Annotated in this window: 12 protein-coding genes, 4 tRNA genes and 1 riboswitch; of the genes, 12 read left to right on the top strand and 4 right to left on the bottom strand. The window is 57.1% G+C overall.

What is annotated here, in order from left to right; genetic code table 11:
- Positions 1-29: 29 nt before the first annotated feature.
- From astB to astE, 3 genes are all read left to right on the top strand, one after another.
- Positions 30-1,376, top strand: coding sequence for an N-succinylarginine dihydrolase (gene astB, locus M5G20_RS20920; protein ID WP_273920633.1), 1,347 nt, complete (start codon positions 30-32; stop codon positions 1,374-1,376).
- 61 nt (positions 1,377-1,437) lie between these two features.
- Positions 1,438-1,728, top strand: a complete 291-nt coding sequence (locus tag M5G20_RS20925) for a hypothetical protein (protein WP_046042326.1) — start codon at positions 1,438-1,440, stop codon at positions 1,726-1,728.
- 12 nt (positions 1,729-1,740) lie between these two features.
- A complete protein-coding gene (gene astE / locus M5G20_RS20930; RefSeq protein ID WP_273920635.1) occupies positions 1,741-2,751 on the top strand; it encodes a succinylglutamate desuccinylase in 1,011 nt (336 codons plus the stop codon).
- Between the two features lie 110 nt (positions 2,752-2,861).
- Here the strand turns inward: astE and M5G20_RS20935 are convergent, their stop codons facing one another.
- The gene (locus tag M5G20_RS20935) at positions 2,862-3,374 is read right to left on the bottom strand and encodes a 6,7-dimethyl-8-ribityllumazine synthase (RefSeq protein ID WP_273920636.1); all 513 of its coding nucleotides are present in this window, start codon (positions 3,372-3,374) and stop codon (positions 2,862-2,864) included.
- Positions 3,375-3,476: 102 nt separating this feature from the next.
- Positions 3,477-3,646: riboswitch (FMN riboswitch) on the bottom strand.
- 196 nt (positions 3,647-3,842) lie between these two features.
- Between M5G20_RS20935 and ltaE the strand changes: the two genes are divergently transcribed.
- The 7 genes from ltaE to M5G20_RS20970 all read left to right on the top strand — a co-directional run bounded on the left by ltaE (position 3,843) and on the right by M5G20_RS20970 (position 9,808).
- The gene (gene ltaE / locus M5G20_RS20940; protein ID WP_273920637.1) at positions 3,843-4,847 is read left to right on the top strand and encodes a low-specificity L-threonine aldolase; all 1,005 of its coding nucleotides are present in this window, start codon (positions 3,843-3,845) and stop codon (positions 4,845-4,847) included.
- Positions 4,848-4,993: 146 nt separating this feature from the next.
- Positions 4,994-7,612: an alanine--tRNA ligase gene (gene alaS, locus M5G20_RS20945; RefSeq protein ID WP_273920639.1), complete on the top strand. Its 2,619-nt coding sequence runs from the start codon at positions 4,994-4,996 to the stop codon at positions 7,610-7,612.
- A 91-nt stretch (positions 7,613-7,703) separates the two neighbouring features.
- Complete coding sequence (locus tag M5G20_RS20950; RefSeq protein ID WP_273920640.1) at positions 7,704-8,945, top strand: aspartate kinase; 1,242 nt, start codon at positions 7,704-7,706, stop codon at positions 8,943-8,945.
- A gap of 188 nt (positions 8,946-9,133) precedes the next feature.
- Positions 9,134-9,322 (top strand): carbon storage regulator CsrA, encoded by a 189-nt coding sequence (gene csrA / locus M5G20_RS20955; RefSeq protein WP_002554426.1) that lies wholly within the window; start codon positions 9,134-9,136, stop codon positions 9,320-9,322.
- 62 nt (positions 9,323-9,384) lie between these two features.
- Positions 9,385-9,475: transfer RNA gene (locus tag M5G20_RS20960), tRNA-Ser, on the top strand.
- Between the two features lie 108 nt (positions 9,476-9,583).
- Positions 9,584-9,660 (top strand) — tRNA-Arg (locus M5G20_RS20965).
- Between the two features lie 71 nt (positions 9,661-9,731).
- Positions 9,732-9,808, top strand: a tRNA-Arg gene (locus tag M5G20_RS20970).
- 19 nt (positions 9,809-9,827) lie between these two features.
- Here M5G20_RS20970 and M5G20_RS20975 read toward each other — a convergent pair.
- Positions 9,828-10,349, bottom strand: coding sequence for a cell envelope protein SmpA (locus M5G20_RS20975; protein WP_273920642.1), 522 nt, complete (start codon positions 10,347-10,349; stop codon positions 9,828-9,830).
- 319 nt (positions 10,350-10,668) lie between these two features.
- Here M5G20_RS20975 and mgtE point away from each other — a divergent pair, with 319 nt between their 5' ends.
- Complete coding sequence (gene mgtE / locus M5G20_RS20980) at positions 10,669-12,111, top strand: magnesium transporter (protein WP_150733604.1); 1,443 nt, start codon at positions 10,669-10,671, stop codon at positions 12,109-12,111.
- Between the two features lie 99 nt (positions 12,112-12,210).
- Here the strand turns inward: mgtE and M5G20_RS20985 are convergent, their stop codons facing one another.
- Positions 12,211-12,537: an Arc family DNA-binding protein gene (locus tag M5G20_RS20985; RefSeq protein ID WP_003178899.1), complete on the bottom strand. Its 327-nt coding sequence runs from the start codon at positions 12,535-12,537 to the stop codon at positions 12,211-12,213.
- Between the two features lie 644 nt (positions 12,538-13,181).
- Between M5G20_RS20985 and M5G20_RS20990 the strand changes: the two genes are divergently transcribed.
- Positions 13,182-13,258 (top strand) — tRNA-Arg (locus tag M5G20_RS20990).
- A gap of 166 nt (positions 13,259-13,424) precedes the next feature.
- On the opposite strand, the gene M5G20_RS20995 is transcribed toward M5G20_RS20990, so the two are convergent.
- The coding region (locus M5G20_RS20995) for a hypothetical protein (protein ID WP_273920643.1) at positions 13,425-13,770 on the bottom strand (346 nt) is incomplete at its 5' end.

Consider the following 13,770-nt stretch of genomic DNA (forward strand, 5'->3'; position numbering starts at 1 on the left):
AAAAAACAGATTCTCGTGGAGCCTCGCTGATGAAATCCTATGAAGTCAATTTTGACGGTCTAGTGGGGCCGACCCATAACTACGGCGGCCTGTCCTACGGCAACGTCGCGTCCCAGAGCAACAGCCAGCAATCTTCCAATCCGAAAGAAGCTGCGCTGCAGGGCCTGGCGAAGATGAAAGCGCTGATGGAGATGGGTTTCCAGCAAGGCGTTCTGGCACCGCAGGAACGCCCGGACGTGGCCGCGCTGCGTCGCCTGGGCTTCAGCGGCACCGATGCGCAAGTGATCGAACGCGCCGCTAAAGAAGCCATGCCATTGCTGGTTGCCAGCTGCTCGGCGTCAAGCATGTGGGTGGCCAACGCCGCCACGGTCAGCCCGAGCGCCGATACCGCGGACGGCCGCGTGCATTTCACCGCCGCCAACCTCAACTGCAAATACCATCGCAGCATCGAACACCCGACCACCAGCCGCGTGCTGGGGGCCATGTTCGCCGACCCGAAACACTTCGCTCACCACGCCGCGTTGCCGGCCGTGGCGCAGTTCGGCGACGAAGGCGCGGCCAACCACACCCGCTTCTGCCGTGAGTACGGCGAAGCCGGCGTCGAGTTCTTCGTGTTCGGCCGCAGCGCGTTCGATACCCGCTACCCGGCACCGCAGAAATACCCGGCGCGCCAGACCCTTGAAGCGTCCCAGGCCGTTGCGCGTTTGCACGGCTTGAGCAATGACGGTGTGGTCTATGCCCAGCAAAACCCGTCAGTGATCGATCAGGGCGTGTTCCACAATGATGTGATTGCCGTGGGTAACGGTGAAGTGCTGTTCTATCACGAGGACGCCTTCCTCGACACCGAACAGATGCTCGCTGAGCTGCAAAGCAAACTCGCCAAAGTCGGTGGGAAATTTCAGTCCGTGTGCGTTCCGCGTTCCGCGGTAACCGTGGAAGACGCGGTTCGGTCCTACCTGTTCAATAGCCAATTGCTGTCGCGTCCTGACGGCTCCATGCTCTTGATCGTCCCGGAAGAATGCCGTGGCAACGAGCGTGTCTGGCAGTATTTGCAGGGTTTGACCAGCTCCGGCGGCCTGATTCGTGAGGTGAAAGTTTTCGATCTCAAGCAAAGCATGCAAAACGGCGGTGGCCCTGCTTGCCTGAGGCTGCGCGTCGCGCTCAACGAAACCGAACTGGCGGCCGTCAACCCAGGCGTTATCATGACGGCGCCGTTGTACGGCACTCTGACCGAATGGGTCGAGAAGCACTACCGCGACCGCATGACCGAAAACGATCTGGCGGACCCGCAATTGCTGCTTGAGTGCCGGACGGCACTGGATGAACTGACGCAAATCCTTAAACTGGGCGCGGTTTATCCATTCCAGATCAATTGATCGACGGCGCGTTGTTGTGCACGACAGCGCGCTGCTTCATCTCAACCGAGAGCGTAAAAACATGAGCGATACCCTGCAGCTGATCCTTGAAGACACCGACGGTACGCAACTGGAAACCTCCTGCACCCGCGTCGCGGTCCTGTGGCAAGGCAAAGAGCTGTGGATCCAGCAAGACGGCCGAGGCCAACTGCTGATCGGTGTGGACGTCGAAGAAGGCGACGCCGAATACGCCAACCTGCTGTTGCGCCCATTGGCGACTAATCTGGTAAGTCTGCAACTGGAAATGGAACCGGCTGAACTCGGCGACGACGAGGATCACGTGCACGGCCCGGATTGCAATCACGACCACTAAGGAAACCGCTCTATGCTCGCCCTCGGCAAACTGCTTGAACTGACCCTCGCCGGCCGTGAACCGGCGGAGAAGACTCAACTGACTGTCGAAGGCGTGCGCATGCGCTGGTTGAGCGAAGGGGCGCTCGAAGTCCGGCCACCTGAAGCGCGCGACAACGGCCTGGACCTGCTGCTGTCAGCGGGGATCCATGGCAACGAAACAGCGCCGATCGAGTTGCTCGATCGCCTGTTGCACGACATTGCCCGCGGCGACCTGAAGCCGCGCGCACGTATTCTGTTCCTGTTCGGCAACCCCGAAGCGATTCGCAAAGGCGAGCGTTTCGTCGAGCAGGACGTCAATCGGCTGTTCAACGGTCGTCACGAACAAAGCAGCGGCTCTGAAGCACTGCGCGCTTGTGAGCTTGAGCGGCTGGCGGCGAGTTTCTTCAGCCTGCCGGATCGCCAGCGTCTGCACTACGACCTGCACACCGCCATTCGTGGTTCGAAAATCGAGCAATTCGCCTTGTACCCGTGGAAGGAAGATCGCCAGCATTCGCGTCAGGAACTCGCTCGCTTGCGCGCATCGGGTATGGAGGCGGTACTGCTGCAAAACAAACCGTCCATCGTTTTCAGTTCCTACACCTACGACAAGCTCGGGGCCGAAGCCTTCACGCTGGAGTTGGGCAAGGCGCGGCCGTTCGGGCAGAACGACGGGGTCAATGTGTCGTTGCTGGAGACCCGCCTCAAACAAATCATTGAAGGCACCGAACCGGAATTGACCGAAGCATCACTGGACGGTTTGCAACTGTTCAGTGTGGCGCGGGAAATCATCAAGCACAGCGACAGCTTCCGCCTGAACCTGCCGGTGGATATCGAGAATTTTTCGGAACTGGAAGTGGGTTACCTGCTGGCGGAAGACATCGCCAACACCCGCTGGATCATCGAAGAAGAGGGCGCCCGGATCATCTTCCCGAACCCCAAGGTGAAGAACGGCCTGCGCGCCGGCATCCTGATCGTGCCGACCACCGACGAAAACCTGGCCTGACACTCAGCCTCAGCAGGAGCCGGCTTGCTGGCGATTGCGTACTGCCAGTTAACGAACCGTTGACTGACCCAACGCTATCGCCAGCGAGCCGGCTCCTACAGGTTTTGTGCTTAGACGGCTACCGCACGCGGCTCGGTGCGACGCAACGCACGAATCTTGCTCAGCGTATCCGCGCAGGCCTTCGCCGCTTCCTGGCCTTTGTGCACGAAGTGATCGAAGAAGAACTTATGATGCAGTTCTTCGCCGGCATGGAAGTGGTGCGGGGTCAGGGACACAGAGAACACCGGTACTTCGGTTTCCAGTTGAACCTGCATCAAACCGCTGACCACTGACTGGGCGACGAACTCGTGACGGTAGATACCGCCGTCCACAACGAGGGCTGCGGCGACGATGCCGGCATAACGACCGGTCTTGGCCAGCAACTTGGCGTGCAGAGGCATTTCAAAGGCACCGCCGACTTCGAAAAAGTCGATGTCGGATTCCTGATAACCCAGGGCAATCATTTCAGCGACGAAGCCTTTACGGCTCTGATCAACGATTTCCTTGTGCCAGCAGGCCTGGATGAACGCGACGCGCTCGCCCTGATGGTTTTTGCTTTTGCTGTCGATTGCGGTGGGTTGCATGTTCTGACTCCTGTTTGAGAAAAAAACAGGGCATATGAATCGAATGGGATTTAAGGGTATGCACGCCGGCACGAATGCCTGCGGACAGTCCTTTGGCGCCAATCCCGTTCTCTCTTCATCCGGACTATGACCGTCGGCCCCGGGATCACACCGGGTCTGCTGACCTTGCCGCCAATCACCGCCGAAGCGTGTTGTCGCCAAGCGCTCGCGGGCTATGCGCATTGCGCGCAATTACCGCCGGTGGGGAGTTGCACCCCGCCCTGAGAACGTTTTTGCCACCAGAAAGTCTGGCGGCGCAGCGTTTTTAACACATATTTCCTACAAGCGCATTGATGCTTTCAGATGATTGTGATCGAGTATTTCGCTGTATTAATGGGCATTATCCTTGCGCAAGGGTTGAATATTCATCGGCCTGACCGCAGTAATTCTTTCTGAAAGGGATTCCCCCTGCTTACCGAGGCCAGATTCATGAGCGTTATCGATCTTCGCAGCGACACCGTCACCCAACCTACCGCCGGCATGCTCGACGCGATGGCCACCGCCGCCACGGGGGATGACGTTTATGGTGAAGATCCGACGGTCAATCATCTGGAAGCGGAGCTGGCCAACCGACTCGGTTTTGCCGCAGCGCTGTTTGTGCCGACCGGCACCATGAGCAATCTGTTGGGTTTGATGGCCCATTGCGAACGCGGCGACGAATACATCGTCGGCCAGCAGGCGCATACCTATAAGTACGAAGGTGGCGGCGCGGCCGTGCTGGGCTCGATCCAGCCGCAGCCACTGGAAGTGCAGGCCGATGGCTCGCTGGACCTGGCGCAGGTCGCCGCCGCGATCAAACCGGACGATTTCCACTTTGCCCGCACCCGCCTTCTGGCGCTGGAAAACACCATGCAGGGCAAAGTCCTGCCTCTGGAGTACCTGGCCCGGGCGCGCAGTTTTACCCGTGAACACGGGCTGCAACTTCACCTGGACGGCGCGCGGCTGTACAACGCAGCGGTCAAGCTCGGGGTTGATGCCCGGGAAATCACCCAGCATTTCGATTCCGTCTCCGTCTGCCTTTCCAAGGGGTTGGGCGCGCCGGTCGGTTCGGTGCTGTGCGGCTCGGCCGAGTTGATCGGCAAAGCGCGGCGTCTGCGCAAAATGGTTGGCGGCGGCATGCGCCAGGCCGGGATTCTGGCGGCGGCGGGCCTGTACGCACTGGACAATAACGTTCAACGGCTGGCTGACGACCACGCTAATGCGCAACTGCTGGCCGAAGGTTTGCGCGCGGCGGGTTATGAAGTCGAGCCGGTTCAGACCAACATGGTGTACGTCTCTATGGGTGACAAGGCCGAGGCGATCAAGGCCTTCGCTGCTGAGCGAGGTATCAAACTCAGTGCCGCCGCTCGTCTGCGCATGGTCACGCACATGGACGTCAGCCGGGGGCAAATCGAGCAGGTCGTCGCGACATTCGTCGACTTTTCGCGCAAGTGATAGCGTTAGCGCTCCAATTGACTGTTTCTATCGTATAAACACGCTGTACCCCGCGCGCAGGGCCGATATAATGCGGCCCTTTGCCGTCGCTTCGTCTGTTGACGTTTCGAACAGGCCTTTGGCCGCAGCCTCCGTGGAAGAACCTAATGAAAAGCGCAGAAATCCGTGAAGCCTTCCTTCGCTTCTTCGAAGAGCAAGGCCACACCCGTGTAGCCTCCAGCTCTTTGATTCCGGGCAACGACCCAACCCTGCTGTTCACTAACGCGGGGATGAACCAGTTCAAGGACTGCTTCCTGGGCCAGGAAAAACGTGCGTACACCCGCGCGACCAGCAGCCAGAAATGCGTGCGTGCCGGTGGCAAGAACAGCGACCTGGAAAACGTCGGTTATACCGCTCGTCACCACACCTTCTTCGAGATGCTGGGTAACTTCAGTTTCGGTGACTATTTCAAGCACGATGCGATTACCTTCGCCTGGACCTTCCTGACTGGCGTTCTGAAACTGCCAAAGGAAAAACTCTGGGTCACCGTCTATGCCTCCGACGACGAAGCGTATGACATCTGGACCAAAGAGATCGGTGTGCCGGTCGAGCGCATGATTCGCATCGGCGACAACAAGGGCGCGCCATACGCCTCCGACAACTTCTGGACCATGGGCGATACCGGTCCTTGCGGCCCATGCACCGAGATTTTCTACGATCACGGCGACCACATCTGGGGCGGCCCACCGGGCTCGCCGGAAGAAGACGGCGACCGTTATATCGAGATCTGGAACAACGTGTTCATGCAGTTCAACCGCACCGCCGATGGCGTGTTGCATCCGCTGCCAGCGCCGTCGGTCGACACCGGCATGGGCCTGGAACGGATCAGTGCGGTGATGCAGCACGTCAACTCCAACTACGAAATCGACCTGTTCAAGAATCTGCTGAGTGCCTCGGCCGAGGCGATCGGCTGCGAAAATGGCGATCAGTCTTCGCTGAAAGTGGTTTCCGACCACATCCGCTCGTGCGGTTTCCTGATCGCGGACGGCGTGCTGCCGTCCAACGAAGGTCGCGGTTACGTACTGCGCCGGATCATCCGTCGCGCCTGCCGTCACGGTAACAAGCTGGGCGCCACCGGTAGCTTCTTCTACAAGATCGTCGCGGCACTGGTCGCCGAGATGGGCGAAGCCTTCCCGGAATTGAAGAAGCAGCAGAGCAACATCGAACGCGTGCTCAAGGCCGAAGAAGAGCAGTTCTCCAAGACACTGGAGCACGGCCTGAAGATTCTCGAGCAGGATTTGCTGGAGCTCAAAGGCACCGTGGTGCCAGGCGACGTGGTGTTCAAACTCTACGACACCTACGGTTTCCCGATGGACCTCACCGCCGACATCGCGCGCGAGCGCAACCTGACCGTCGACGAAGCCGGTTTCGAGCGTGAGATGGAAGCCCAGCGTGTTCGCGCGCGTTCGGCCAGCTCGTTCGGCCTGGACTACAACACGCTGGTCAAGGTTGATGTGGCCACCGAGTTCACCGGTTACGCAGACACCAGTGGTTCGGCGAAAATCGTCGCTATCTATAAAGATGGCCAGTCGGTCGACGTCTTGAATGAAGGCGAAGAGGCGGTGATTGTTCTCAACCAGACGCCGTTCTACGCTGAATCCGGCGGCCAGATCGGCGATTGCGGCTATCTCCAGGCGGGTAATGCGCGTTTCGACGTACGTGACACCACCAAGACCGGCGGTGCGTTCCTGCACCACGGCGTTCTGGATTCCGGCAGCCTGACCATCGGCGCTCCAGTGGAAACCCACGTGGATGCCGAGGTGCGTCACGCGACTTCGTTGAACCATTCGGCCACCCACTTGCTGCACGCAGCATTGCGTCAGGTACTGGGCGAGCACGTTCAGCAGAAAGGTTCGTTGGTCGATAGCCAGCGCCTGCGTTTCGACTTCAGCCACTTCGAAGCGATCAAGCCTGAACAGCTCAAAGCGCTGGAAGATATCGTCAACGCCGAGATCCGCAAGAACTCCGCCGTTGAAACCGAAGAAACCGACATCGAAACCGCCAAGCAGAAGGGCGCCATGGCGCTGTTCGGCGAGAAGTACGGCGACAACGTGCGCGTGCTGAGCATGGGTGGCGACTTCTCCGTCGAACTGTGTGGCGGTATCCACGCCAACCGCACCGGCGACATCGGCCTGCTGAAGATCATCAGCGAAGGCGGTGTGGCGTCGGGTGTGCGTCGTATCGAGGCGGTTACCGGCGCTGCGGCACTGGCTTACTTGAACGCGGCGGAAGAACAACTCAAGGAAGCGGCCAACCTGGTCAAGGGCAGCCGCGACAACCTGATCGACAAGCTGTCGGCTGTGCTGGAGCGCAACCGTCTGCTGGAGAAGCAACTCGAGCAGTTGCAGGCCAAGGCAGCCAGCGCGGCGGGCGATGATCTGTCGGCGTCCGCTCTGGATGTCAAAGGCGTGAAGGTACTTTCCGTGCGTCTCGACGGTCAGGACGGCAAGGCGCTGCTGGCGCTGGTCGATCAGCTGAAAAACAAACTCGGCCGCGCAGTGATCCTGCTCGGCAGTGTCCATGAGGAAAAGGTCGTTCTGGTTGCAGGCGTAACCAAAGACCTGACTGGCCAACTCAAAGCCGGTGATTTGATGAAGCAAGCCGCTGCGGCAGTGGGCGGGAAGGGCGGTGGTCGTCCGGACATGGCGCAAGGCGGCGGCACAGACGCCGGCGCTCTGGACGCAGCACTGGCGCTGACCGTTCCGTTTGTTGAGCAGGGTTTATAAGGCAGCGCCTCCGGCCCGCAGTCTAGTGGCGGGCCGGAACGCTGTTTGAGTGATTATTTGGGCGCCCTTCACGGGCAGAGGCGGCTTTGAAATGGCTTTGATCGTACAGAAATTTGGAGGCACCTCGGTCGGCACTGTCGAGAGAATCGAGCAGGTCGCCGACAAGGTTAAGAAATTCCGCGAAGCCGGCGATGACCTGGTGGTTGTGCTGTCTGCAATGAGCGGCGAAACCAACCGTCTGATCGATCTGGCCAAGCAAATCAGTGGCGAAGATCAGCCGGTTCCCCGTGAGCTGGATGTGATCGTTTCCACCGGTGAGCAGGTGACGATTGCCCTGTTGGCCATGGCGTTGATCAAGCGCGGTGTGCCGGCGGTGTCCTACACCGGTAACCAGGTTCGGATCCTGACGGACAGTGCGCACAATAAAGCGCGTATCTTGCAGATTGATGACCAGAAGATTCGCGGTGACCTGAAGGCCGGTCGTGTGGTGGTTGTCGCTGGTTTCCAGGGCGTCGACGAGCACGGCAATATCACCACGCTCGGTCGTGGTGGTTCCGATACCACCGGCGTGGCGCTGGCGGCGGCCCTGAAGGCTGACGAATGCCAGATCTACACCGACGTGGATGGCGTCTACACAACCGATCCGCGCGTTGTGTCCGTGGCCCAGCGTCTGGACAAGATCACCTTTGAAGAGATGCTGGAAATGGCCAGCCTCGGTTCCAAGGTGCTGCAGATCCGGGCGGTGGAATTCGCCGGCAAGTACAACGTTCCGCTGCGCGTACTGCACAGCTTCAAGGAGGGTCCGGGCACCCTCATTACTATTGATGAAGAGGAAACCATGGAACAGCCGATCATTTCCGGCATCGCTTTCAACCGCGATGAAGCCAAGCTGACCATCCGTGGCGTGCCAGACACCCCGGGCGTTGCATTCAAGATTCTCGGTCCGATCAGTGCCGCGAACATCGAAGTGGACATGATCGTGCAGAACGTTGCGCACGATAACACCACCGACTTCACCTTCACCGTACACCGCAACGACTACCAGGCGGCGCAAGCCGTGCTGGAAAAGACCGCTGCCGAGATCGGTGCCCGTGAAGTCATCGGCGACACCAAGATCGCCAAGGTGTCGATCGTCGGCGTTGGCATGCGCTCCCACGCGGGCGTCGCCAGCCGGATGTTCGAGGCGCTGGCCAAAGAAAGCATCAACATCCAGATGATCTCGACTTCGGAAATCAAAGTCTCCGTAGTGATCGAAGAGAAATACCTGGAACTGGCTGTGCGCGCTCTGCACACGGCTTTCGAACTGGACGCACCGGCCCGCCAGGGCGAGTGATGCGTTTGCCAAAAGGCGCGGTCTGACCGCGCCTTTTGTTTTTTTGAATGGCGTGGCCCCGAGACTGTTCTTTTGCTCGTGCTAGTCAATACTCAGGCATGTAGGTCGCAACCGATTTGGGTTGTAGGTCGAGTGCCTGTTTTTTTGCAGACTGTTGTCCCTGAAATGTAAGGCGTGAGGAGAAAGGTATGTTGATTCTGACTCGTCGGTGCGCAGAAAGCCTGATTATTGGTGATGGCGAAATCACCGTGACCGTGCTCGGCGTCAAAGGAAATCAAGTGCGTATTGGTGTGAACGCCCCTAAAGAGGTAGCGGTACACCGTGAGGAAATCTACCTGCGCATCAAGAAAGAGAAGGACGAAGAACCAAGCCATTAATTTTTATCGTTTTTTATGTTTGCAAACGGGGAAAAGGTTGGTTAAGATACGCCCCGTGTTGCGGAGAGCTGGCCGAGTGGCCGAAGGCGCTCCCCTGCTAAGGGAGTACACCTCAAAAGGGTGTCGGGGGTTCGAATCCCCCGTTCTCCGCCATTATTTGCGTAGTACGTTGTAATCTGGCTTCTTCGGTAAGTTGTTGAAATTACTAGAAAAAAGCGCTTTACAAACAGATTCAACGGCCTATAATGCGCGGCAACAAATGCACTCGTAGCTCAGCTGGATAGAGTACTCGGCTACGAACCGAGCGGTCACAGGTTCGAATCCTGTCGAGTGCACCATTTAAGAGTTGTTTGCAGTAATGTGAATAGCTTGGCTTCAACCAGTTGTGATCTGGTATAAAAACACAAATGCACTCGTAGCTCAGCTGGATAGAGTACTCGGCTACGAACCGAGCGGTCACAGGTTCGAATCCTGTCGAGTGCACCATACAACAGAAAGCCCGCATTTAATGCGGGCTTTTTGCCGTCTGGGATTTGGCTTTTCCTTTCGTACATCCTCTTTCATCGAATTCGATATGCGCGCTACGGCCTCGCTTGGTTTCATAGCGATAGCTTGTACTCGAATTGCGAATACTGATCTTGTCTGGCTTGCCTAGCGCGCTTTCGACATCCTGCTGGCTCATGCCGGCGACCACCCGTTGATTGATGATTGCTTCGCGTCGCTCTCGGGCGCTGATCAGATTTCCGCATCCGTCTTCGCTCTTGCCGACAATGGTAGGTTCACTTCTTTTGATATTCCTGTCCGGGATCTGGCGGGTCTCAGGCCCCGGCATGAGGGTGATGGGGTCATTGTTCGGTGTGTACGTGCGAACATCCTGTATCGAGCGGCTTTCGTCGGGAGAGCAGCTATGGGTGGTGAAAGTAATGTGCCCGTTGGTTGCTTCGCACCTATGAATGGTGGTGGCAATTGCCCAGGGCGATCGGCAGAGCAGAGTGATCAATAAGAAATAGCGCAGGTAAGCTGGCATCAAGCGTCCTCCATGACGATTTCTTTTCAGCGTAGACGTCACCTTTTGCTCGAGGAGTGTGTTTTCTTTTCAGGATGCGTCGTCTAGTTTGAAGGATTAGGAGAGTGCTCAAGATTGTCTTGCAAGCGCTTGTTTCAGCCGCGATTTTTTAACATTTCAAACCGTCAAGCGGTGTATCATTGCGCCCGTCAGCCCCGCCGGGGCTTTTGGAATACTTCCATGGACTTACCCAGTAGTTACTTAACACCCCGTTTTTCCAATCATGAATTGACTGATTGATCCTTCCGGCGCGCCCCGCTGCTGGGAGTGGAGTTCGCCTATGTCTGAAGTTGAAGTAAAGAAAACACAAGAAAGCTTGCAGGACCGCCTCGCTCAAGTTGTTGAGCTGTTGCAGCGTCAGCGAGTGGTTGAAGACCTGACTCACCGCCAGGAAGGCCCGAATCACGATCGGGTCGAAAATCTGGTTCACCGGCAGAATCTCGTCGAGTTGCAACGCAAACTCGATGACCTGCACTCCGCCGACGTTGCCTACATCCTTGAAGCTCTGCCGCTGGACGATCGTCTGACGCTTTGGCAACTGGTTAAAGCAGATCGCGACGGCGACATTCTTCTCGAAGTATCTGATTCGGTACGTGAAACCCTGATCGCCGACATGGACGATCATGAGCTCCTGGCTGCGGCCAAGGACATGGACGCCGACGAACTTGCTGACCTGGCTTCCGAGTTGCCACGAGACGTCGTCCATGAGCTGATGGAGACCCTGGACAACCAGCAGCGCGAGCGTGTGCGTTCCGCCCTTTCCTATGATGAGGAGCAGGTCGGCGCACTGATGGACTTCGAGATGGTGACGATCCGTGAGGACGTCAGTCTCGAAGTGGTGCTGCGTTACCTGCGTCGGCTCAAAGAACTGCCAGGCCACACCGACAAGCTGTTTGTTGTTGATTACGACGGTGTCCTCAAGGGCGTTTTGCCGATCAAGCGTTTGCTGGTCAACGATCCGGACAAGCAGGTTTCCGAGGTCATGGCGAGTGATCCGGTAAGCTTTCACCCGGATGAGGATGCTTACGATGCTGCCCAGGCGTTTGAGCGTTATGACTTGATTTCAGCGCCCGTCGTAGACAAGAACGGCAAGCTGATTGGCCGACTGACCATCGACGAGATGGTCGACCTGATTCGTGAAGAGAGCGAAAGCGAAGTTCTCAACATGGCGGGTCTGCGTGAAGAAGAAGATATTTTTGCGTCAGTCTGGAAGTCCCTGCGTAACCGTTGGGCCTGGCTGGCAGTTAACTTGATCACCGCTTTCGTTGCATCCCGAGTGATCGGCCTGTTCGAGGGTTCCATCGAGAAGTTGGTAGCACTGGCGGCATTGATGCCGATTGTGGCGGGCATTGGTGGTAATTCTGGGAATCAGACCATCACCATGATTGTTCGCGCCATGGCGTTGGACCAGGTGAGTACCGGCAATACTTCGCGGCTGATGCGCAAGGAGCTGGCGGTTGCACTGATCAATGGCGTGGTCTGGGGTGGGGTCATTGGCGTTGTCGCTTATCTGCTTTATGGCAGTTGGTCTTTGGGGGTGGTGATGACGGCCGCCATGACGCTTAACCTGCTGCTTGCCGCGTTAATGGGGGTTTTGATTCCGATGACGCTGGCGCGACTGGGGCGCGACCCGGCGATGGGGGCCAGCGTAATGATTACCGCCATGACCGACAGTGGTGGCTTCTTCATTTTCCTTGGGTTGGCGACGATTTTCCTGCTCTAGTTTTTCTGCTTTCAAGCCCGCCAACTGGCGGGTTTTTTTTACCTGAATTTCAGGCAAAAAAAAGCCAGCGATTAAGCTGGCTTGGATTTTCTGGATTACTCAGGAGGCGTCTGCGGCCATTTCGGCGTCATGAGCAATCAGCGAAACGAGAGCGTTTTGCTGGCGGTGGGAGAGCTGGCGGAAGCGCTGCAATAGTTCACGTTCGTGCAAAGAAAGCTCTGGGCTGTCCAGGCGCATGCTCAATTCTTCGCCCAGTGCACCTTCCTGAATCAGGCTCTGCTCAAGGCGTGCGATGATTTCGGAGTTCATGCTGCGATGATGATTGCGAGCCACCTCGGCAATGCGTTCACGCATTCCGTCTGGCAGACGTACGACGAACTTGTCAGCCGTACGGCTGGAATAAATTGCCTGTTTCAATGGGCGCATATATTTAACCGGTTAGTTCAGGGGAGCGGTTCTCGGGATAGGCCGCAGGATGTCAGTTAGGACAAGCGATGCAGCCAAATGTTCAACCTGAATTGATAGAGGCCCGCATCATGCCTCAAAGCAGCCAGATCATTGGCGTCAATTCTGTGACAAATATTGAACTGGATAAAGGCGTTCTGCCAGCACCAATTGTCAGAAATGCGGACTGGTTGGAAAGTTGCCCGGTCCGTATCGCTGATCGCGTCTTCTGCCTGAGCGTGGGTGTCCAGGCACGTGTGGGCAGAGCCGCCGAATTCGATCACTGTTCCTTACCTTTACAGGATAGTGGCAAATGGCCGATTTGCTAGAGGGTAGGGGCTGTTGAAGGCTGTTTAGGATGGGTGGCAGGTTGATTTTTGACGGTGCGGGGGGATTTGCCGTCAGCAATTTGGTGCTGCTCGGTACTCTTTAGAGCTCCGCTAGATGCTGTCTTCTTGATGTGCTGTGGTGCTGCCAGAGGCGGGGCGAGTCCCTGTTAGGATGCTTCATGCTATATAGATGGCATATGCCTACACTTAAAAAGCAAAAGGACGACATGACAAAGGCGGGCGTGGTCGTTACCATGCTCGCCGTCCATCGCCACGCGTATCCTCGCGGGCACTTGTGTCTCAGTAGCTCAATTGGATAGAGCATCCCCCTCCTAAGGGGAAGGTTGGCAGTTCGAACCTGCCCTGGGACACCACTTCTTTTAATGCTTCTGGCTCTCCTCCTGGGCTGACCGTCGTCAGGCATCCGTCCCTCTCTCTGTTGGCGAGTCCTCTTTTATATAGAGCGCAGGAGTGAATCTCGCATCTAGTCCTTAATTCATAGAAAACCCAAATCAATGCTTGACGGCAGATTTCAGATGTCTATAATTCGCCCCACTTCCGGCGCAGTCGAAACGGAAAACTCCTTGGTAAACAACGAGTTACGCACTTTTCGGCAGCAGGTTGCTTCAGTTCATCGAAGCCAGAAGGAAGTTGAAAAAGAGGTGTTGACAGCAGCGTGTAACGCTGTAGAATTCGCCTCCCGCTGACGAGAGATCGAAAGCGCAAGTGGTTGAAGTTGTTAAGGAAATCCTTGAAAACTTCTGAAAATAACCACTTGACAGCAAATGAGGTTGCTGTAGAATGCGCGCCTCGGTTGAGACGAAAGATCTTAACCAACCGCTCTTTAACAACTGAATCAAGCAAATCGTGTGGGTGCTTGTGGAGT

It is taken from the genome of Pseudomonas sp. TNT2022 ID1044 (assembly GCF_028656895.1).
Lineage (GTDB): Bacteria > Pseudomonadota > Gammaproteobacteria > Pseudomonadales > Pseudomonadaceae > Aquipseudomonas > Aquipseudomonas reinekei.